Source organism: Paenibacillus endoradicis (assembly GCF_024721975.1).
This window is the reverse complement of record NZ_JANQBB010000003.1, coordinates 497117-517371: the sequence shown is the minus strand read 5'-3', so window position 1 is coordinate 517371 and position 20255 is coordinate 497117. Positions and strand designations below refer to the sequence as shown.

At 32.9% G+C, this 20255-nt stretch carries 22 protein-coding genes and 1 pseudogene; 4 read left to right on the top strand and 19 right to left on the bottom strand.

Annotated elements, in window-relative coordinates:
- Positions 1-19 precede the first annotated feature (19 nt).
- The 3 genes from nfsA to NV377_RS12615 form a co-directional block, all read right to left on the bottom strand.
- Positions 20-769, bottom strand: coding sequence for an oxygen-insensitive NADPH nitroreductase (gene nfsA, locus NV377_RS12625; RefSeq protein WP_308860042.1), 750 nt, complete (start codon positions 767-769; stop codon positions 20-22).
- Positions 770-945: 176 nt separating this feature from the next.
- The gene (locus NV377_RS12620) at positions 946-1263 is read right to left on the bottom strand and encodes a phage holin family protein (RefSeq protein WP_258199285.1); all 318 of its coding nucleotides are present in this window, start codon (positions 1261-1263) and stop codon (positions 946-948) included.
- 598 nt (positions 1264-1861) lie between these two features.
- A complete protein-coding gene (locus NV377_RS12615; RefSeq protein WP_258199284.1) occupies positions 1862-2458 on the bottom strand; it encodes a YhcN/YlaJ family sporulation lipoprotein in 597 nt (198 codons plus the stop codon).
- A 391-nt stretch (positions 2459-2849) separates the two neighbouring features.
- Here NV377_RS12615 and NV377_RS12610 point away from each other — a divergent pair.
- A pseudogene (locus NV377_RS12610) lies at positions 2850-3050 on the top strand (RNA polymerase subunit sigma-70); the annotation flags it as partial.
- Here NV377_RS12610 and NV377_RS12605 read toward each other — a convergent pair.
- The 11 genes from NV377_RS12605 to NV377_RS12555 all read right to left on the bottom strand — a co-directional run bounded on the left by NV377_RS12605 (position 3030) and on the right by NV377_RS12555 (position 11646).
- Positions 3030-4682, bottom strand: a complete 1653-nt coding sequence (locus NV377_RS12605) for a recombinase family protein (RefSeq protein WP_258199283.1) — start codon at positions 4680-4682, stop codon at positions 3030-3032. The pseudogene NV377_RS12610 and the gene NV377_RS12605 overlap by 21 nt on opposite strands.
- A gap of 127 nt (positions 4683-4809) precedes the next feature.
- Complete coding sequence (locus tag NV377_RS12600) at positions 4810-4977, bottom strand: hypothetical protein (protein WP_258199282.1); 168 nt, start codon at positions 4975-4977, stop codon at positions 4810-4812.
- A gap of 376 nt (positions 4978-5353) precedes the next feature.
- Complete coding sequence (locus NV377_RS12595; RefSeq protein ID WP_258199281.1) at positions 5354-5884, bottom strand: hypothetical protein; 531 nt, start codon at positions 5882-5884, stop codon at positions 5354-5356.
- Between the two features lie 178 nt (positions 5885-6062).
- Positions 6063-6707 carry a hypothetical protein gene (locus tag NV377_RS12590; RefSeq protein WP_258199280.1) on the bottom strand — a complete coding sequence of 215 codons (645 nt, stop codon included), beginning with the start codon at positions 6705-6707 and terminating at the stop codon, positions 6063-6065.
- A gap of 146 nt (positions 6708-6853) precedes the next feature.
- The gene (locus NV377_RS12585) at positions 6854-7390 is read right to left on the bottom strand and encodes a hypothetical protein (RefSeq protein ID WP_258199279.1); all 537 of its coding nucleotides are present in this window, start codon (positions 7388-7390) and stop codon (positions 6854-6856) included.
- Between the two features lie 192 nt (positions 7391-7582).
- Entirely contained in the window at positions 7583-8059 is a 477-nt protein-coding gene (locus NV377_RS12580; protein ID WP_258199278.1) for a hypothetical protein, read from the bottom strand.
- 394 nt (positions 8060-8453) lie between these two features.
- Entirely contained in the window at positions 8454-8894 is a 441-nt protein-coding gene (locus NV377_RS12575; RefSeq protein WP_258199277.1) for a hypothetical protein, read from the bottom strand.
- A 105-nt stretch (positions 8895-8999) separates the two neighbouring features.
- Entirely contained in the window at positions 9000-10022 is a 1023-nt protein-coding gene (locus NV377_RS12570; protein WP_258199276.1) for a recombinase family protein, read from the bottom strand.
- Positions 10003-10815 (bottom strand): hypothetical protein, encoded by an 813-nt coding sequence (locus NV377_RS12565; protein ID WP_258199275.1) that lies wholly within the window; start codon positions 10813-10815, stop codon positions 10003-10005. Before NV377_RS12565 ends, NV377_RS12570 begins: the two co-directional genes overlap by 20 nt.
- Positions 10816-10821: 6 nt before the next feature.
- Positions 10822-11493, bottom strand: a complete 672-nt coding sequence (locus NV377_RS12560) for a recombinase family protein (RefSeq protein ID WP_258199274.1) — start codon at positions 11491-11493, stop codon at positions 10822-10824.
- Complete coding sequence (locus NV377_RS12555) at positions 11494-11646, bottom strand: hypothetical protein (RefSeq protein ID WP_258199273.1); 153 nt, start codon at positions 11644-11646, stop codon at positions 11494-11496.
- Between the two features lie 37 nt (positions 11647-11683).
- Here NV377_RS12555 and NV377_RS12550 point away from each other — a divergent pair, with 37 nt between their 5' ends.
- Entirely contained in the window at positions 11684-12058 is a 375-nt protein-coding gene (locus tag NV377_RS12550) for a helix-turn-helix domain-containing protein (protein WP_258199272.1), read from the top strand.
- Between the two features lie 214 nt (positions 12059-12272).
- On the opposite strand, the gene NV377_RS12545 is transcribed toward NV377_RS12550, so the two are convergent.
- Positions 12273-12905 carry a hypothetical protein gene (locus NV377_RS12545; RefSeq protein ID WP_258199271.1) on the bottom strand — a complete coding sequence of 211 codons (633 nt, stop codon included), beginning with the start codon at positions 12903-12905 and terminating at the stop codon, positions 12273-12275.
- 526 nt (positions 12906-13431) lie between these two features.
- Between NV377_RS12545 and NV377_RS12540 the strand changes: the two genes are divergently transcribed.
- Positions 13432-13563, top strand: a complete 132-nt coding sequence (locus NV377_RS12540) for a hypothetical protein (protein ID WP_258199270.1) — start codon at positions 13432-13434, stop codon at positions 13561-13563.
- A gap of 1033 nt (positions 13564-14596) precedes the next feature.
- Here NV377_RS12540 and NV377_RS12535 read toward each other — a convergent pair.
- Together NV377_RS12535 and NV377_RS12530 are read right to left on the bottom strand one after the other, a co-directional pair.
- Complete coding sequence (locus NV377_RS12535; protein WP_258199269.1) at positions 14597-15712, bottom strand: GTP pyrophosphokinase; 1116 nt, start codon at positions 15710-15712, stop codon at positions 14597-14599.
- A 237-nt stretch (positions 15713-15949) separates the two neighbouring features.
- Positions 15950-16651: a DUF2304 family protein gene (locus NV377_RS12530; RefSeq protein ID WP_258199268.1), complete on the bottom strand. Its 702-nt coding sequence runs from the start codon at positions 16649-16651 to the stop codon at positions 15950-15952.
- 332 nt (positions 16652-16983) lie between these two features.
- Here NV377_RS12530 and NV377_RS12525 point away from each other — a divergent pair, with 332 nt between their 5' ends.
- Positions 16984-17502: a sigma-70 family RNA polymerase sigma factor gene (locus NV377_RS12525; RefSeq protein WP_373425795.1), complete on the top strand. Its 519-nt coding sequence runs from the start codon at positions 16984-16986 to the stop codon at positions 17500-17502.
- Positions 17503-17753: 251 nt separating this feature from the next.
- Here the strand turns inward: NV377_RS12525 and NV377_RS12520 are convergent, their stop codons facing one another.
- Both NV377_RS12520 and NV377_RS12515 read right to left on the bottom strand, forming a co-directional pair.
- The gene (locus NV377_RS12520; RefSeq protein ID WP_258199267.1) at positions 17754-18731 is read right to left on the bottom strand and encodes a hypothetical protein; all 978 of its coding nucleotides are present in this window, start codon (positions 18729-18731) and stop codon (positions 17754-17756) included.
- A 188-nt stretch (positions 18732-18919) separates the two neighbouring features.
- Complete coding sequence (locus tag NV377_RS12515) at positions 18920-20200, bottom strand: hypothetical protein (protein WP_258199266.1); 1281 nt, start codon at positions 20198-20200, stop codon at positions 18920-18922.
- Between the last annotated feature and the right edge of the window lie 55 nt (positions 20201-20255).

Below are 20255 nucleotides of genomic sequence, written 5' to 3'. Positions count from 1 at the left end.
AATTATTTCTTCATAAATATTACTTTTTCATTAATCCTTTGCTTTGGAAAAATGCTTGCTGAGTGGTACGTTGGCGAGCTTGAGATAGTCTTCTTCTCATTGATTCACTCCAACTAAAACTATCCGCTCCGTTGCTACGTTCCATAACATAATCTACAACTCTCTCATCATACTCGGCAATAGTCGCCTCAATCTTTTCCTCATTATAACTGTTCTGATGTAACACCGCTTCTAATGAAAATCGAGGACGGATAAATGGTTGTTCATCTGGGTATCCTATGCACATTCCGAACAAAGGAACTACATGTTGTGGCAATTTCAGCAATTGCGAAACTTGCTCTATCTGATTACGAATACCACCAACAAAGAGTATACCAAGTCCCATTGATTCCGCAGCTAATGCACTGTTTTGCGCCGCTAGAGCAGTGTCTACTGTTGCGACGAGAAAATTCTCAGTAAGTTCAAGATTTTCTATATGTTTATCAATAGTTGTCTCCGTAGCTACAGCGACTCTCCTAAGATCAGCGCACCATACAAGAAAAACTGGGGCAGTATCTACATGCCATTGTGGTCCTGCCAGTTCTGCGAGTTCATGTCTCAGTCGACGATCTACAATATTAATAATGCTATATGCTTGCAAATTACTGGAGGTTGAAGCCATTTGACCCGCTTCAATTATTGTATATAATTGCTCATCCGTAATTATTGTATCCTTATAGTTGCGAATCGAACGATGTTGCATCATCGTCTCAATAACTTCATTCATCATGTAACCTCCTTTTGCCTAAGTGATAACACTATAATAACTTATCTGATTCCATTAAGTAAAATTGATCATAACAAATGAAAAAAGATAACTAGCAGCAACTATGTGCGCTAATTATCTTCTTTCTACAATGAAGCCAATATAATCTTAGTGTACAATTAATAAAACGTACTGCCCAACTATTTAGGCTGTTCTTTCTCATTATTAGCGTCTGTACCATTTTTACGTTTCCATTGGCGATATAAATTGTAAACAAGGATAGACATTGCTGACACAAGTATCCCTTGAATAATGCCATCAATCACCGAAGGCGTCATCGCGATGCCGGCTATTATACCTACGACGGTATTCACATATGGTATTAGCCAATCAGGTACTTTAGGAGTGGACTTCATCATCCAGCCAAGAAACAATAATGTTGGCACTACAATTAGCATTTCTGGCTGAATATATTGTTTCAATAGAACATATATCTCGTTATCGAAAATAAACTCCATTACGCTCACCCCCTATGAAAAAATTATGCATTGATGGTACATAATAACATATTCATAGATTGTGAGAATGAACTGGAATATACCTAGCCTGTCTGAATAAATATTACTCCTAATAATAGTCGATATCTGATAACTGATTACAAATTGAGCTCAAAAGATAATTTTCATCAAAAACACCCTCGATAAATCGTCTTACGGTTCTAGCAAAACGCATACATCTTGGAGCGTATCTCCTTCAAATTTGAAATAAACATTAGTATTTCCATATCCTACATATCCTTCACGCACAAAATTTAACGTAACTATCGTTCCGTCGCTCAACGTTAGTGTTAAATATCGGTACTGATCATTAGTTCTGAAATCACATAGCTCTTTCTCTGTACTGCAATAAGAAGAAGCTCAATGGATTCTAACTATTTTAAATGCTTGTTAAAATAGTTTATTTGAAACGATAAATTTAAGTTTTTAGCCAATAGATTAATAAATGAAAAATAACCCGCTAAACTAAATTAATAGTTAGCGGGTTATTTATAAATCTTCAAGTACTCATTGATGTAAACTAATTGAATTTACACTGCAAGTTGATACTGCATCATTATTAACGTAGAGGAGCAGTAATAGCTTTACCTATATCTTCAATTAGAATTCCTACATCTTTTGCCATGTTACGAACAGGATGTCCGTCCATAGGAACCATTTGAGTCTTCATATCTTGAATACGAGTATGCATGTTTTTATCGCTAGTCACATGTACTTTGTATCCTTTATCAGACTTCTCAACTGCTTTTTTGACTTGTTTTTCGACTTCTGCTTTGTTAGCATTATCCTTCAAGTCAACCCCTACGACAACATCATTGTTGTTAACAAAGACAGTAGCTGCTGATACACCTTTTATTTTCAAAATAGAATTTTGAATATTTTCGGCTGCATCAACATGCACATTCTTGGTGCCCATGTTATACCCGTTTGCATTACCATTCTTGTTGCCGTTCATAGTACCATTCATGTTGCCATTCATGTTACCATTCGTGTTGCCATTCGTGTTACCATACATATTTTCGTCTAATATTGCTCGGTTTTCCGTTGAACGAACTTTTAATTCATTCGTTTTAACGTTTTTTGTGTTCATTCCGCATCCTGACATTGTCAGAACTATGCTTGCAGAAATTAGTGCAAACGCCATGCGTTTATACATGAATTAATCACCTCCTGGACTTATATTGCACTAAGCAAAGTGATTCTATACGATCAGAAGGTTATCCATAAATTCACATCCATAGTGTGAATCTAAGTACTACAGATCACTAAAAAATTACATAATCTTTATTAAACTTTTGAGAATTTACTTTACCTTCATTCATAGTTTGGGCAAGAGAAAGACCACTTTTTAAGTAAGTGGTCAAATGTGAATCGTCTTAATTAATTAGACAATAAAATATATGTCCATTTGTTCACTACATTGAAATTTTAAGAAATTTTAACTAGGTACATGCACATCTAGGCACCCGCCCTCATACATTAGAGAACAGACTATATAGGCTAAGTATCATTAGTCTTGGCCCTTACTTGCATGTGGAGGTGGATATATGCCAGGTTTTTTCTCATCAATAGCGTTGTTCATTAAGCAACTTACTTTATTAGTATCTTATGTTAAGAACAATGCGTTTCCTCAGCCTTTAAAGGAGGATGAAGAGCAATATCATCTAGCGCAGATGGCACTTGGTGATGCTGACTCCCGCAACATACTTATAGAGCATAACCTTCGTCTAGTTGCACATATCGTCAAGATGATGTGGTCGAACTCCGATGTGATTATCCTTCATGGAAAACTGGTCAAATGCCCCTACTGAGGTCACAATTAGCTCGGTTTGTCCGTCCTCTGTATCATCAAATCTTAAAATAATTTCCTCGAACAGCATCTCAATCACTTTCCGCATAAATTCAAAGGTTAAGTTTTCCGGTTCCTGTAGCTTCACTTGAATACGCTGAAGCACCTGCTGTAGCTGCTCTAGTGAGACATGCTCTTTCTCAATTGAAGCTAATTTCATCTGAATCTGCTTTTTGGATTGCTCTAAACGCTCGAAGGTCTCGTTAAGTTTATGGATGTCCTGTAGCATTTCATCCTCTGTAATAACGTCTCTGCGAAACATCAGCTTAATCTTTTCCTTCTCCTGTTGTCGCTGTTTAGCTTCTGCATCCAGTGCATTCACTCTTAGACGAAGCTCATCCACACCCGCTTCATTGCTTTGATTCATTTGTTGGACATAAAGCTCAGGCTGACTTATAAGCGAGAGAACTTGCTTCCATAAGAAATCTTCAATTAGCTCTGCACGAAGTGATTGGCTTTTACATTTCTCTACATTAGGTCCGTATTTGCGTGGAGCTAGATTTGGACAACGATAACACCGATATTTAACTTTTTTTCCTGTTTCCTTATCTAGTCTTCCTGAATAAGTAGTGGCATCCCATGTTCTACCGCAGCAACCACATTTCAGTAATGACTTCAGTAAATACTCATGCTTAGGATTGCCAATATGCTTATTCGTTGTATTTTTCAGTTTCTGACGTTGGACAAGATCAAATAAAGGCTTATCAACAATTGCTGGAACAGATACTTGAAGCCATTCCTGTTCATCACGATAGGCGATCTCACGTTTTGGATTTCCACCTTTAGTCGTTTGCCCTTTTACCTTAGCTGTCTTACGACGGTTATAATAATAGTTCCCAATATAAATTTCGGAGGATAGTATTCTACCAATACTGGATGCGCTCCAGTTTTTAGATTCTCCACGCTTAGGCATAATTCCAGAAGTAACGAGACGATCTCCTATTTCCCTTGTCGTCAGATGCTCGTACACGTACCATTCGTAGATCATTTTGACATATTGCGCTTCTCGCTCATTGATGATGAGCTGTCCCGTTTCGTCCTTATCGTATCCAAACGGTGCTACACGCATTGGCATCACTTTATGTAGCTCACGAACTGCTCGCTCTCGACCACGCACCGTTCTCTTCTTAATTAGGGCTAACTCATAACTAGCGATAGCTGAGATAATGTTAAAGAAAAGTAAACCCTCAGGAGACTTCTCAAACTCTGTATCCGTGAACAAGATCTCTGCACCGTTCTTTTCTAGTTCACGAACGACGATCAGCTTGTCGGTTAAGTCACGACTTAACCGATCTGGATGGGAACAAATAATCTTCGTAATGATCCCATCAGCGACATCTTCACGCAGCTTCATCATCTCAGGACGGATGTCAATATCTTCTCCCGAATATCCTTCTTCTCTATATACAATAATGTCTTTATCGGTATAGCCCATCTCGAAAGCTAACTTACGACATAATTCTACCTGTTGGTCTAAGCTTGTATTATCTATTTGCAGGGCAGTCGATACCCGAACGTATAATCCAATCATTCTTCTTCCACCTTTGTACACATCAATTAGATACTCGTTATAAACAAGGTATGAACTAATTATAGTGAATAGTACACGGCTTGATTAGTGGAAATAAAAACCGACAGTGATTAATCACTGTCGGCTGCTAGCTATAGGTTAGTTCATTCTGAATCTCTTGTAATATATCAGGTGCTAATTGTTCCCAAACGTATTTAATAACTTTATCCAATTCACGCTGACTATCGTTATTCTCTTTGTCATTGACTATGCTTTGATGCTGATAAGTGATTTTAAGCTTACTTTCATTTGCCACCTCAACCACCTCATCACAATCTATGAGGTGATGGGAATGTCCTATGACTTGGAGATAGGAAACGGATAAAATGGTTAATTTCTCTTATAGGAATGTAGTTGGCTAGTGCGTAAGTAAAATGGTGATAAAAAGCGTGTGTTCATCTTACAAGTATACCTACCGCATGAATTCTGTGCGGAGTGATGTGATGACTTCTATGCAATTCAGCTGAATCAGAGTTTTTATTTAATTTATATAAAATACTTTTCAGTGCAAACTATCTGTCTGTTAACTCTCTCAACTTCAAATTTAAAATATAATTATGAATACACACCTTCTTACCTAGCGTAACCGCTGAGTCAGTGTGATTCTATAGGATGTTGTTGCCAGCATAGACCTAACTTAAGAAAGTTAAGTCACCCTTATTTATTTTTTCCTTTACAATTTCGAAAGATTTAGATAATGTATACGCTACAATAACATAAAGAGGAAACCAAGCTTGCATTAATTCATAAAAGTATATTGTAATACCTATCAACGAGTACCATAAAAATGCTGATATACCGTAACTTGAATGATTCCAGATAACTTTATATTCACCTATCACAATTATCTCTTTAAGAAGTATCAGAATCACACCACAAAGTAATAAACCTATTGATAAAAATATAATAAACGGACACCAATCAGTTAAAAATTGTAATATTAATTCGTTTTTCTCAATTATTATTTCAGGGAAATATGTTAGTATCGGTTTCAATCCAATATTCTGTAGCAAGTTTGATTTATCTATAATGCTAACAAATGAGTTTAACATCAAATAGTATAATAAAATTAGCCACATGAATTGTGGCAGAACATAAAGGTTCAACTGCTTGAACTTACCAGTGAAATAATCATCTAGAATTTTAATAACTTCTTGCCCCAATTTTATGACCTCCTAATTTTAGAATACAAATCCCTATAAAGTTTCGTAATCAATACGTTCATTCCCCCTTAGATAGCTCTTATCTTAGGAAATGAATGTGTTGATGAGCTGATTTCTCTGCTAATACATCTCCAACCAAGGGCGCATGCCCGCAGCGTGAATCTGGTGTAAGGTGAAGCTAATTCTTTTTTGAAATAACATAAATATAATTCTTAATATCTCTATTTCTATACTTACCTAATTTGGTATCAATTCGCTTGAATTCAAAATTTATATCTGTAAGTCGCATATTAAAGTAATTATCAATATCTTCTGGATATTTCATTTGAATTCGTTTTTTATAATCCGCATTTACCATAGATTGATATTTTATAATACCATCATGTAAATCATGATAAGAATCCATAACATGTGTAAATATTATTACGAATTCAAAATCCAATTCGATCGATAATTCATTTATTTTTTTCAAATCATAAATAACTTCATTCCACACTTTACTAGATCTAATGTCATGGACATACCAACTTTTTAATTCAATAATTTTGATAGGTAAAGATAAATTCGTGTCATATATAGCTAGATCATATCTTTTATTGCTCTTATCATCAGTTTCATTTCTAAAGACATATTCTCTTGAGATCACTTTGTCTTTATACCGTTTTTGTAATTCAATCGCGATCTTATCTCTAAAGTATGACTCACTTTTACTCGTTACTGAAATGTAAGCTAATTCGTTAAAATCAGAAATGTTATTATCTTGGATTCTATCAATTACTGTCTCAATACAATTAATCAAATCAATATTTATTAATGTGTTCATAGTTTTTCTCCTTTAATTAGTTTTACAAAACATTCAGGTATTCACGAACCTTACGTAAGCAAGATTGTCACCTGAATCAACTACTCTGCTAATAGCATCACCGTGACCAAGTCATAGCCGGAGTGTGAATACTGTGTGATCTTTTTTTAGATATATTCATCACCATCTCTATACCAAATTAACTCCGGTGTCGTTAATTCTAAATTCCCTGTTTTGAATTCGATAAATAGTCCATATTTATAATGAAGTTTATTGTATGGGGACTTATCTGTATAACATTGTAATTTCTTATAATCAAACTTTCTATCTATCGCATTTGTGGATTTCTTTATTTCAATAATTAATAGGTTGTTGTCATTATTTCCTCTGTGATGCACAATAATGTCCGGATATATTGAGAATTTCGAGTATTCCTCATCGTTAATTAATATTTCATTTCTTGTCTTCTTTCGAAGTTTTTCACATTCTACTTTCAGTATGTAGATATTTTTCGAACCATTATCTTCATCAACTTTTTTATTATATTCGCAATCCACGTCATAATCATTAAATTCTTCTTGAAGGTAAGTCGCAAATTTATGAGCAATTGTCCGTTCATTTAGATCATTCTTCAGTAAATAGTGATCACGATTACTTATCTTAGCAATTACCCTTTCGACTTTATTTTTAATGTTGTTTTCCATTTTTTCATCTCCATTTTTTATTATTTAGGACATTACATATAACGATTCGTGGATTCACGACGTTCATTTCCTTTAGATAACACTTATTTTAGTAAAATGAATGTGTTGGTGAGTTAATTCATTGCAATATATCTTCTTCCAACCAAGAGCGTACGACCGCAGTGTGAATCTGGTGTTACCCTCTTCTTCGAGCTACTCTACATTTTTCTTTCTTAATCTTTCGATTAACTCATTAAATCTACCTGCGGGGATCATTGCTCCAGATATTGCAATTAATATTAGTTGTATTTTTGAGGTTAATTCATGTATTTTTGTCCAACCTTCTTTATTTATTGGATCTATGACGGTGCGAATATACTTGGTTTTTTCATAGTAAGAATTTTGAAGTTCACTTAGGTCATTATTTGAATAGTAACTATTTAAATTATTAAAATAACTCCAAATATTATCTAACTTTTCGTTAATTACTAAATTCTGACCATCTTGATTTTGTTTAGCAGCAGTAAAATCAAACATAACCCAAATAATAGATATTATTAAAATGAAATATCCAAACAACTCCACCCATACTGCTACTTTTGGGTACTTTTTTATGAGTGTAATCATCGCTCCAAATAAAACAATTCCAAAAACTATTGCAAAACCAAACATTATATATGTTGCTAGCACTTTACTGACCTCTTTCTTATTTTTGGGTAATTTCCGATAACATCTTATTCATGAATCTCGTAGTACCTAATTACCGAAGAAAAACTAATTTCAATTAATTATACAAAATACTGCTTAATATTACACCCAATACTTTCCAACAACTATAAAACCATAATAAAGTTACTCACCCATTAACCGAGATAAGCAAAATGATCATCACAAATGATCCATAAATAAAACACTTCAGCCCAAAAATCCCCATATTACAAGGGATCTTTCGTCGTTTTACCTCTGCTAAAGGGTGATAACGGCATGCCGTTATCACCCTTTAGCAGAGAATTTTATAGCTTGTACACCCATTTACCGAGAAAAGAAAGCACAAAAAAATCGTCTTGAATATCAAGACGATTTTTTATGCTATATGAATAACTGACTTAATAGAGATTTTCCCGCTACCATCAATAACTGCTTCTGGAATCAAGTAGGTAAGCATTCTACGAAGCACGTGCTGTGGGCAATCTTTGAATGGTTTATCTGTTCTGAGCATAATTTTTAATGATTCTTCATCCATATGCAGCATTTGAATACGATCGACCTCTTGATTTAATTCAACTAGCTTTGTTTTCAAAGTTTCCTTCTTATTCATGTTATAACTGTGATACATCTGTAGATTTTTAATCTCATCCTTTGCTTTCTCAGCATCTAATTTTACGATTTGAGTGAGTTGCTGCTCAACTTGGATAATTTGACTCTCTAATTTTCTTATCGATTGATCAACCTCATGTCGCTCGAACAATAAGCTTCTAACCTTCTCCTCATAATATTCTGTAATTTGTTTAATCATATTTTGCATAACCGTCGTCTTATGAATTTCTCCTAAAATTGTTTTAGATAAAAATTCCACAAAGACTTTATCTAGATCATCTGCTTTTATACGAATACCGCATGGAGCTTCCTTTTAATTGCCACTACAATAATAAATTTTCTCTCCGTATCCTTTACTTCGTTGGTCTTTTGTTAATAGCTTCCGTCTGCAATTCTTACAATGAATAATATCCTTCAGTAAATATGGTGTAGTCAAATATCTAGGGTTACTTACTTCTTTCTCTTTTCTACTGCGATACAATTCAAAGCATTGCTCCCAAAGATGCTTATCTATAATTGGTTCTAATTCTTCCATCTTGTGAATTTCCCAGCTATTTTTATCGTTAGTGCTATTTGTAGATTTTGCTTTACGTTTATAAATACTCAAATATCCAGCGTAAATGGGATTAGTAACAATGAACTTTACTCGTTCCTTCGACCAAAGAAATCCTGTATCTAATCTATGCTCATTAGCATAATTTGCAATTGCCTTAAATCCAAATCCACTAATATACAGTTCATATATTTTCTGAACTACTAGTATTTTATCCTTAACAAATCGCAATTTCTTTTTTGAATCAATATTTAGTTCTTGAAGAGGATTTACATATTCTACACCATAAGGGAGTTTTCCACCTGTCCATTTCCCTTGATGAACTCGTGTTAAAATACTATCCTTCATCCGGACTCTAATATTATCTGCTTCCACTTTACTGTAATTATCTCTTAATGCATTACTTAAAATATCTTTATAGCTATAATTCGACTCTGTACTGGAGGCATAGACTGGAATACCTATTTCATTAAAAATCCGTCTAATTTTAAGATGTTCTATCGGATTTCTTGCTAGACGATCATGATTATAAATCACAACGAAATCAAACAAACCTTCTTCAGCATCAGCAATTAGCTTCATAAGCTCTTTACGTTTTTCTAGAGGATTGCGTGTTGCAGACAGCTCTTCTGTATAACGGTGATTAATACTACATTCATATTTTTGTATGAAAAACTGGCATGATTCTTGTTGCATATTCAAGTCTTGTGCATTCGTAGATACCCGACCATAAAAAGCTCCTATTTTACCTTTAATCTCACTTTTATTTAGCATAGATTTCATCTCGTCCTCCTAATATTTGATCAAAGTATTTGTACACAATATGAATGCTTTGCTTTGAGCCTTTCACTTCAGCAATCACATTTTTCAATAATATTGCTCGATATTCATCAGAATAATTATTGAAATCCTTCAAAAAATTATCAACTTCCTTTACGGGCTTCGCATTTAATCTGAAGTTGTTTTCCATTATTTGAAGTTGATTTACCCGCTCACGTCTATCATCTACCTTATTCCTAATATTATTGCATTGCTCTAACAGTGTCCTTTTCATTTTTATATCATCTAAAGTAAGATATTTCTCCATTAACTTCGCATACTCATCCATTAAATGATTAATCTCAGAATTAAAAGTTTGGATATGAACATGTATTTTCTTTGCAAGAGGTTTTAAAAACTTATACTCTTTGACTGATATTAAATGCAAGCTCATCTCTCTAAGTACATCACCTAAAACTCTGAGCTCAATTTCTTTTTTTTCATAACGATATTTGTGCTTATTACATTGATAGAAGCCAATAAATTTATTCTGACGTTTCTCTACTACAACTTTCATTTTCTTATTGCATTGACAACAGACAATAAGACCTTCGAGTAAAAACGTCATCTTAGGTAACTTTTCTTTGTTAGGTTTAATTTGTTCAAGAATCTGTTGTGCTATATCCCATTCTTGCTTAGAAAGCACATGCAAATGACTTGCTAGAGGCAATGTAATTACATTTTCACTAAATCTGCGAACAAGTTCTCCCTTGTATGTCCGATTAGAAATAAGATCTTCGATATTCTTACTACCCATTGTCGATTAATTCCCTCTTGTACTTATTCGATTCACTTTTAAGTAGATTCGAAAATCATCTAAAGTTTGAAAGTTACCATGTAACAAGGTTGAAAAGATTGTTTTTACCACTTTAATTTCATGTGGTACTAACACTATGCGAAATTTCTTTTTTCCATCACTTCCTCCTACTTCCCTTTTATATCTAAATGGCAGATTGGCTGGTATAGTTTTTCCAGTTTTGAACTTTGCAGCTCTCGTATCGCTAATCCTTTGTTTTAATTGAACTTCCTCATTTTCTGCAAATGAAGCTAATAGATATTCTATTGTGAAACCTTGCGGTGAATAAACCATTGGAAATTCATTGGCTGCACTAAAATAAACCTTAACTTTTTTTTCTTCAAATAAAGCGTACAATATCATGTGTTCTTCAACTTTTCTTGCCAATCGATCTCGCTTATACACGATAATCGTGCCTACTCTTTCTTCTTCAATATCTTTAATTAGACGATATAGCCAATGTCTTTCTTTTATCGAGTTTTTCACTGCTGACGTATCCTTATCCTCATAAAAACCGTCAATAAATAGACCATTTTGGTTTGCACACAAGAGTGCTCTTTCTTTTTGAAGTGCAATTGAATTTTCTTGAAATCCAGCTGAATTCCTCAAATATACAACCGTCTTTTTAGTTGAAATCATTTAGTTAATCTCCTTATTAATCATGGACATTAGCGTTTCTTTACGAAATTCAATATATAACTTTAGCCACTCACTCGCTGCTTGAGAGTCCTCAACATAGGTAATACTTGTAATCATAGGTTCTAGAATGGTCATCACTTTTTGTTTTTTCATAGATGTCTTCTATCCTTTCATTTTATGGAGGTGCACGATGCAAAACATTGGTCAAAGGATTCGCATATCAAGAGAGCAAAAGAAGCTTTCGCTAAATAAGTTTGCAGAATTACTTGGCGTTTCTCCTTCTTATTTAAGTAATCTAGAACGAGGGAACACGAAAAACATTGATTTAGATGTATTGATGTCATTAAATGAACAACTTCATCTATTTCCTTTAGAAACTAAGATGAATTCAAATAATGAATATGAACTTAGATTATCTCAAGTCACGAAATCAATTTTACAATTAAATCAATCTAATCCTGCGATTGCAAGCTTTTTGCTATCTCAGTTAGAGTATGGAGTTGAAACCTTTATCAATTCCTCTATGGATAGGATGACCCATCTTTCAAAAAGTATGCATAATTAAGAATATGTATTTTTATTTGAGAATGGTTACTCTGTATTTTCAATTAGCTCTAGAGATAACTGTTCAGCCGTTAGTGTCTCTCCGTAATTTTTTCGTTCCTGAGTAGTGTGCTCGTTAGTGGAATCTTCTTGTTGAATGATTTTATCTGCAATTCCAGATGTAACTGTTTTTGATGATTGAGAGGTTACTTTAAATTCATCATTATGAGATAGGATTATTGAGTATCAACATCTTGTTGGTCTGCAGTTTTTATGGAATCACTTGAATGTGATGAGTTAACCTGATTATGATTAACTACCGAATCAATATGATTAGAATTTGGTTTACGACCTCTGGTTTCTGTACCGCTTTTCTGCTCTTTAATTGTTTTGGCGCCTTTGATTTCAGCTGGTTTTTTTGTGATTTCTAATTTACTCTGTTGATTAGTTGATTGTTGCAGAACCTTGATTTCATCTGATAGGTTGCTTAGTGAGTCTTGTATTTTGGCAAGGATAAGTGAAAGCTGATTAGAATTGTCACTAATTTGATTTACTTTCTGTTCCATTTTTTGAGTACGAAGCTGAATATCATGAATCGAGGTATTTAATTGCACTGTTGATTGTTGAGATTTATCGCTGATCAGTTCTGATTGGGTCTCGTAGAAAGCATGAATATCTACTTTAGCAATATGGGTCATTTTTAGAAGGGAAGATAAATGTTGATTAAGAATCCCTTGAATTTGATCATTTAATTCGCTCAATTCATGAATTTGCACAAGATATTGTAGAGATTCCTGCGTAATACCTTTCTGATTCAAAAGCAGTAACTTTAAATTTTCGTGTAGCCAATCTTTAGAAAAGCTCGACATGGTCCCAACTCCTTCAGACTATTTCTACACTATATGCGGCTTGTATAAGGGGAATGTGTTGAGGCAAGTATTAATCTATATTTTCCAATCAATATATTTGGGGTGAATAAAAAAAACGATCTCACTAAGTGAAATCGTTTTTGATCTTCGAAATTATGATGTTAATAAGACTATTTCAATTGCTACTGTAGAGTAAAGTAGCTTGATGATTTAATATATCAAATTCAATTATGCCAACAGCTCTAGTTTTTAAATGAGAATAAAGCCTTATAAAATAACTAGCTAGAGTTTCATTTCTTTTTACTGAGAAATCTTTTATACGATGATGATTATTCTTCTCACATAATCCAGTAATATTTTAAAATACGACATAGCTACATTCTATACTGTTAGTTTAGCACTAGAGTATGTTTTACAGCCATTTCTGATAACTTTCTTGTATTCACTAACCTTGCTCATGCAAGGTTGTCACATGAATCTACTTACTTCTCAAAAGCTTCACCAGTGACCTAGGTGGAGCCAAAGCGTGAATACAGTGTTAGCTGATGGAACTTGCTTTATCGATCAACTACTGACTGGTCTTACAGTTCTAGAGACTAAGCCCGAGATTATAAAACTAAGGATACAAACAGAAAATATTATTCCTAAAATAAATTGAAAAAATGGTAGTACGACAATATAACCATACTTTTCAAATAAATCTTCATTCAAAGTAATTTCTGAATAGCTATAAAAAGGTATCAGTCCCTTATAAATAATCATCAGCATATAGTAATAAAGATAATCACTGTTAAAACCATCTCTTATCATTAACTCAATTTCCGAGTCAGAATATAGTTTAAAAATTTCATTGTTCTGAAAATACACGTAACCAAATATTAACCCTATACAAAATAAATTAATTAATATAAAAAAAATAATATTTCCAAAAAGGAAAGGGAAATTAAAAAAATTGTTTATTGTACTTCTAATAAATACAAATGAGAAATATATAATAAGTACAACTATTACACTAAGTAATTTTATATTAGTTCCAATTTCACTGAACACTGAAATTAAAACCAACGTATAATTTAAAAAAATGAATAAATTCATAACGTATTGAACTCTGTTGAATAGTTTGTCTTTGAAATCATAAAAAGACATGAATTTCCCTATACCAACTATTAAAACCAACGAAACAAAAATACCAATATATTGAAGTATTTTAGGCTCCTTAAGTGAATTAACTATGAAGAAATATGATAAACATGGTAAATATACAATTACGTTTTTATTAGTCCCACTATGAAATATATATAACATTCTAAAAAGCAATGTCTTTTGTTCTCTCCGTGTGTTTACACGACTCAAAATATCAAGATCAAAAGAATAATTAAGTGTATCTTTTATCTTCTTTTTTTTTATATATTGGTAAATTGTATAAATTATTGATGAAAGTGAATATATCAATCCTAAAAATCCTAAAATCATTTGTATTAACATAACGTTATTATCCTATTCTTTGATTTCTTTCTGCTAACGATTAGGTATTCACACGTTCATTCCCCTTAGATAGTTTTTATCTTTGGGGAATGGATGTGTCTGCAACACTTCTCCGAATCACTTTCTGCATACCCAGAGAAAATGCCCGATGAGAGAATATAATGTTAGACGCAGTACCATCTTCAGCGACCAATCAAACTATTATATTAATTTACTTCTTCATCATCTGAAAAGAACTCGTCTTCAAAAGAATAATCTTTATCATAATATTTTTCATTCTCGTCAACAATTAAATTATATGTATTAATAATTGTCTCTATATCTATCCCTAAAGAAGAGAAATAATTAACGTCTTTTCGATCTATGCCTGTCCAAGAATTTCTCCATGCTTTCGCAAAATATAAATTTATATCGTTAATCATCATAATGTTCCTCAATAAGCCTATATAATTGGTAGGTTCATACACAAATTTATGCGTATCATTTCCAATAATTTTATCGATGTCCGCTAATGTAGATATTCTATATAATTTCAGTTCACTAACTATCTTTTTACTCCCTTTATTGAATGTACGTTCTATTAAGTTCTTATCAATTAATTCTTTGAATTTATTATTCAAATAGTTTCTTAATGAAGTAGTATTAATCAAAACATTCAAATCATCATTTTCTACCTTGTAACTAACTTCTTTATCGTAGGTATTTATCTCTTTTGCCAAGTTATCAAATTCTCTATCAACTAACTCTAATGTAGCAGCTGCAAGAGAGAATCTTCTCTGAATATCATTTTCTGTAGGTAAGTCACCGATAAATTTGTAATTTCTATCATGCGAAATATCTGCCCAAGCATGCTCAAGTATAGTTCTAACTTGTATCTCGAAATTTAAATCTTTAAACACATTATATTCGGGTAATCTAAGCCTTTCATCTGTTAATTTCGCTACATAATGAATCGATCTATAACCAACCTTATCATTCCCAAGTTCCTTTGTTTTGTCTATACTATGATCAGGATCAATATTAAATAATGGCTTAATTATCTCGCAACATTGTAAGACTTCACTCTTAACAAACATAATAACTCTTATTCCAGCCATATCCTTAATTTCACTTTTAGGATCTTTGTACTTCTCTTTACTAGCCTTTTTTGAAAAGCTCTCAATATCTTTTGCTCGACTTGAAATTGTATAATACGAAATGCCTGAACTATTCAATACTTCCCTAATAATTGATTCGACTTTATTAGCAAGATTTTTATAGGTTGGTCTGCTATTCACATACCATTTGATAATTTCATCAATATTTTTTTCATTGTTCTCCATTTATTAACCCCCATTTTTAATGTTAAGTATTTTAGGTAATTCATATAACACCTCTTGTGTTCACGACGCTCGACGAAGTCGAGTGTGTCCGGCTGCTATTGCTTCCCTGCCAATATCATCTGTCCGGACCGAGGGGCTAATGCCCCGATGCGTGAACACATTGTTATATGCTGTCGGACCATCTCGAGTTATCCATAATTTAAAAACCTAGCATAATTATGCTAGGTTGGATAAAAGCTAGATTGCCTCGATCATTTTAGATACTTTTTCGACCAATTTATTAAATATGTCAATCACAATTTTTGCACTATATCCACATACAAAGCTCAATAGTTCAGGAGAAACTGAGAAATCGCCCAGTGTTCCATCAGGCTTAAAAAAGATAACCACCAGAACAATAGGAACAACAATTGCTAACATTAACCGTATTGAAACATCTAGTACAGAAGCTAATTGTTTGTTATTAAGCTGGTTACTTTCGATATGAGTCAGTAATTTTGTTGCCATGTACAATAGTGCTCCAGCAATACCAAAACTAATTAGTTTGCTAGAAGTGGACACTCCGAAAAAATTATTTATCCATCCAGGCACATCAAAGAATGATATCAATAGTACAACTAAAAAGCTCCCAACATAAACCGAAAGAAAAGCAGGAAAAAAGTTCAATCTTGTATATGTTGAATTAAATTTAATTTCAAGTATTGTTATCTTATGTTTAAATTCATATATATTGTTTACTGATAATACAGTCGTATTTATCTCCTTTTCTAATTCTAAACATTCAATTGCAAAGTCATTTAATCTTCTGTTTATTGAAGGTAAAAAGGTTGAGAAGAACATTCCCATCGCATTCTTACTTCTATCTCTTAAAACTTGAATTATTATATCGAGCCTATTCAGCAAGATTCCCTTCTCTTCAATAAGTTGTTCATTAGTCAATTAGAACCCCTCCAATAAATCAATCTAGTATATATAATAAAGGTTATTCCAAATATGTCCACATATTTAGACATATTTCCCATTAAGTCCGATTGTATATAACATCCTTTATATGAAGCACGTGTGACATCTAACAAAATATATATTAATAATTCAACACATGACTAATAAGATAGATTAATATCTTCACACATTAATTTTACCATAATCTCAATTAATGTTATATCTTGAATATATTACCTAACACTGTTTATAATGAAAGAAACTCTCCCTCACTGCCTGTTCACCAACACCTTACGTCTCTCTTTCCCCTTCTTCACTATCAGCACACGCTGCTGCAGCACAAAAGCATTGCGTCGGACTTCGACCATATCGACAAAAAATTCGATAACACTGGCGAAGATCAAGAAGATCTCATTTTCATCGGAACGATCGGCTTAATTAAAGCGATTGAAAGCTTTCAAACTGGTAAAGGTACAAAGCTCGCTACCTTTGCCGCAAGATGTATTGAGAACGAAATACTTATGCACCTCAGATCTTTGAAAAAGACTCGTAAAGACGTTTCTTTGCATGATCCGATTGGCACTGATAAAGAAGGCAATGAGATCGATTATATTGCCGATCAAGTACAATTAGAAATGGAAAAAAGTAAAATATATAAAAACTTGAGTATATTAGATGATCGTGAAAAAGAGGTTGTCATTACCCGATTTGGACTGCTCAATGGTGGGGATGAGCGTACTCAGCGTGAAATTGCTAAGGATCTTGGAATAAGTAGGAGTTATGTTTCTAGAATAGAGAAGCGTGCGTTGATGAAGCTCTATCATGAATTTTATAAGGGGAAGAGGTAATTGCTAAAAAATAAAGCTGATAGTCGGAATATAAGATATAATACCAACAAATGAATGCACCTCTAAGTTGGGATTACGATTTTGTAAAATAAATCGCAATCCCAACTTAAAAGTGCTTTTTGTATGGATATCACAGGAGTAATTCTTCATATTGGATATATGCTCAGGCTGACTTATAAGTGAAATAACTAGTTTCGATATGAAATCTTCAATTAGAACTGTACGAAGATCTATAATTCTTCTTGAATATACTAATCATTGATATGTCCCGGTGCTTTTGAATAACTCTGAGAAATTATTTGTCCTTTTCTATAATGTATTTGATTTGCAATATCTCTAATTTTGTTTATTAGCCATAAATATGTTGTCGTATTCTCACGATAGTCAGCTTCTCCATACATATCAATTCTTTTATCAACTCTGAGTTGATCCACCTGTCGAAATTCCTTTAGCCCACCTTTAGGATAAACTGCAAATGTACTGCCTCCATTTTGTTTTAACATGGAAAATGCGGGAACATCGCTGGGACCATCAGCTACATAAATAATCTGATCGAATGGTATTCTTCTAATAGCCCTGTCAATAGAAGAATTAACATTAATTTCTTCGTTAATATTAGTGCCTTTATTTATTTCAAATATCGCTCTTGTTTTAGAAGTATTATCAACTGTATACCCTATCTGTGTAATCTCTTTTTCTTCATTATACGGAATGGTTGTCTTTTCATATTCCTTAAATTCAATTGTGGATTTTATTGGTTCTTCAATAAATTCACACCCCCATATACCTTTTACATACTTCGCAATCTGAGATCCCCTAATCATTTCCGCCATGCCTGTACTAACAATATAATGTTCAACCGTTATATTATACTTTTGATATTTTTCATTGTTATCTATTAATTCTTTTGAATGTGCTAAAAAATCCGGCATTCCTGGATAATACTTCAACTCTTTTCCTAACTCGAATAATATAGAATTATTTAATCCCTTAAATATTCCTTGACGAACACATGTTAAAAAATGATTCAGATAAATTGTGTCACTATTTATTCTAATATCCGGTTTCTGTATCTTATACTTTTCTTCAAGCTCATTTACTTCTTGCCAAAATAGTGAACCATCCACACTATATTTTTCAAAAATTGGAGTTTGCATATATTCACTGATAAGTGTTTTATCAAAATCCCATACTACAGCTATGACGTTTTGTTCAAATGGACTAAACATAAATACCCCCATTAAATATTTATTTTCATAACCCCAAAATGATCCATCCTTAGAAGGTAAGTATCATAAGCGGGATAGTTTCTAACCTACTTTATCTACTCTGATTACATATCTGACAATCAAGAGACGTAAATCCCGCACCGTGAAAGGTTCACATGAATTATCTGGCATCTCTAGTGAAACACTAACTACGTTTTAAGGATACAGACTAATTTATCAAACTCTTCACTTATAACACTGAAATTATCCTCACAGTTCTTTCGATAAGTAGTTTTTCTTTGTGCTTTAACCTCATCCGTAAAGTGTTTTTCGATATCACAATTATGTTTTTTAAAATATTCATTTGAATTGAAACTCGGAAAGGGTACAATTAGCCCCCCCGTCTTGTTAAATATCAACCCCTTAACTTTGAACAAACTTAACAGTTGCCTCAAATTATAATCATTAGTTAGAAAAAACGGAATAAAAAACCTTCCTTTCCCTCCTAATTTAAGCCAATACTCCATAATCCGCGGAACAGAGAAATCCCATGCTATATTTTCAATTTGTCGCAAAAGCTTTTCTGAATTCATACCTTTGTTTACTTTATTCAACATATTCACATTTTTAGAGTCTAAAAAAAACATGTGTGCAACAATGAATTCTCTTTCATAATAAATTCCTAGCACATTATTAGCGAATTCGAACAATCTCTCTACCCTTCTTGGAACAGTTGTCTTAGATCCAAATTTAATTTGGAGTGTCCCAATAATTAAAAGAACCATAGCCTTATGAATTTGTTGAAAAGTGTCCATCATCTCGTCAATTTTACTCGAATTAAAGAGACCATTGAAAATCTGATCTGCCGAGATCAATGCTTCATCTTCGTTAATTAAGTAGGATAATTTACCCTTTTCAATGTAGTTCTTTGAATCTATGGATTTAAATAATTCCATACTAACCAAATTACGATAAAATTTTGCCCTCTTATCCTTTTTAGAGACTGCATCCTCTAAATCATCCAGTTTAAATGAATTTTTATAATTTTCGATCATATAAAACAAATAATCATAATGAAAGTTTCCCCTTATTAATAAATCAATTGTTTGAAACACCTCGTTGTTCATACCTGACCAATTAGTATTTCTAACAAAGTTATCAATGTAACTAGCATAGTTTGTATCAAGCATTATAGAATAATCTAGTTCAAATTTCGTATCAGCAGATTGATTAGTAATTATTTCTGCAAGCAATTCGTTTTCAATAAAATAAAGTTTTTCAGAAGCAAAATATGGAATAAAATGACTATCTGCATTATCAATTAGTTTTTTTATCCCCGCAGGATATGCACTTCTGTGATAGTTTTCAAGCGAAACTATTGCTCGAGTACCATCTTCGTTATCCATAAATATCCATGCTTCTAATACTTCTCTAGGTTCAACTGCATTAGAAATCAAATATAATCCTTGCGCAAACCTCTCAGTAAACATATTAATTTCTCCTTATAAGTAGCAACAGGTACTCTTCTTATAGATTTTTTAATTA

Coding starts and splice junctions, on each gene's coding strand:
- NV377_RS12590 (WP_258199280.1), bottom strand. CDS start 6,707: ATGAACACATTAATAAATATTGATTTGATTAATTGTATTGAGACAGTA.
- NV377_RS12545 (WP_258199271.1), bottom strand. CDS start 12,905: ATGTCGAGCTTTTCTAAAGATTGGCTACACGAAAATTTAAAGTTACTG.
- NV377_RS12535 (WP_258199269.1), bottom strand. CDS start 15,712: ATGGAGAACAATGAAAAAAATATTGATGAAATTATCAAATGGTATGTG.
- NV377_RS12520 (WP_258199267.1), bottom strand. CDS start 18,731: ATGTTTAGTCCATTTGAACAAAACGTCATAGCTGTAGTATGGGATTTT.
- NV377_RS12565 (WP_258199275.1), bottom strand. CDS start 10,815: ATGGGTAGTAAGAATATCGAAGATCTTATTTCTAATCGGACATACAAG.
- NV377_RS12560 (WP_258199274.1), bottom strand. CDS start 11,493: ATGATTTCAACTAAAAAGACGGTTGTATATTTGAGGAATTCAGCTGGA.
- NV377_RS12585 (WP_258199279.1), bottom strand. CDS start 7,390: ATGGAAAACAACATTAAAAATAAAGTCGAAAGGGTAATTGCTAAGATA.
- NV377_RS12615 (WP_258199284.1), bottom strand. CDS start 2,458: ATGTATAAACGCATGGCGTTTGCACTAATTTCTGCAAGCATAGTTCTG.
- NV377_RS12620 (WP_258199285.1), bottom strand. CDS start 1,263: ATGGAGTTTATTTTCGATAACGAGATATATGTTCTATTGAAACAATAT.
- NV377_RS12575 (WP_258199277.1), bottom strand. CDS start 8,894: ATGCAAAATATGATTAAACAAATTACAGAATATTATGAGGAGAAGGTT.
- NV377_RS12515 (WP_258199266.1), bottom strand. CDS start 20,200: ATGTTTACTGAGAGGTTTGCGCAAGGATTATATTTGATTTCTAATGCA.
- NV377_RS12555 (WP_258199273.1), bottom strand. CDS start 11,646: ATGAAAAAACAAAAAGTGATGACCATTCTAGAACCTATGATTACAAGT.
- NV377_RS12605 (WP_258199283.1), bottom strand. CDS start 4,682: ATGATTGGATTATACGTTCGGGTATCGACTGCCCTGCAAATAGATAAT.
- nfsA (WP_308860042.1), bottom strand. CDS start 769: ATGATGAATGAAGTTATTGAGACGATGATGCAACATCGTTCGATTCGC.
- NV377_RS12550 (WP_258199272.1), top strand. CDS start 11,684: ATGCAAAACATTGGTCAAAGGATTCGCATATCAAGAGAGCAAAAGAAG.
- NV377_RS12570 (WP_258199276.1), bottom strand. CDS start 10,022: ATGAAATCTATGCTAAATAAAAGTGAGATTAAAGGTAAAATAGGAGCT.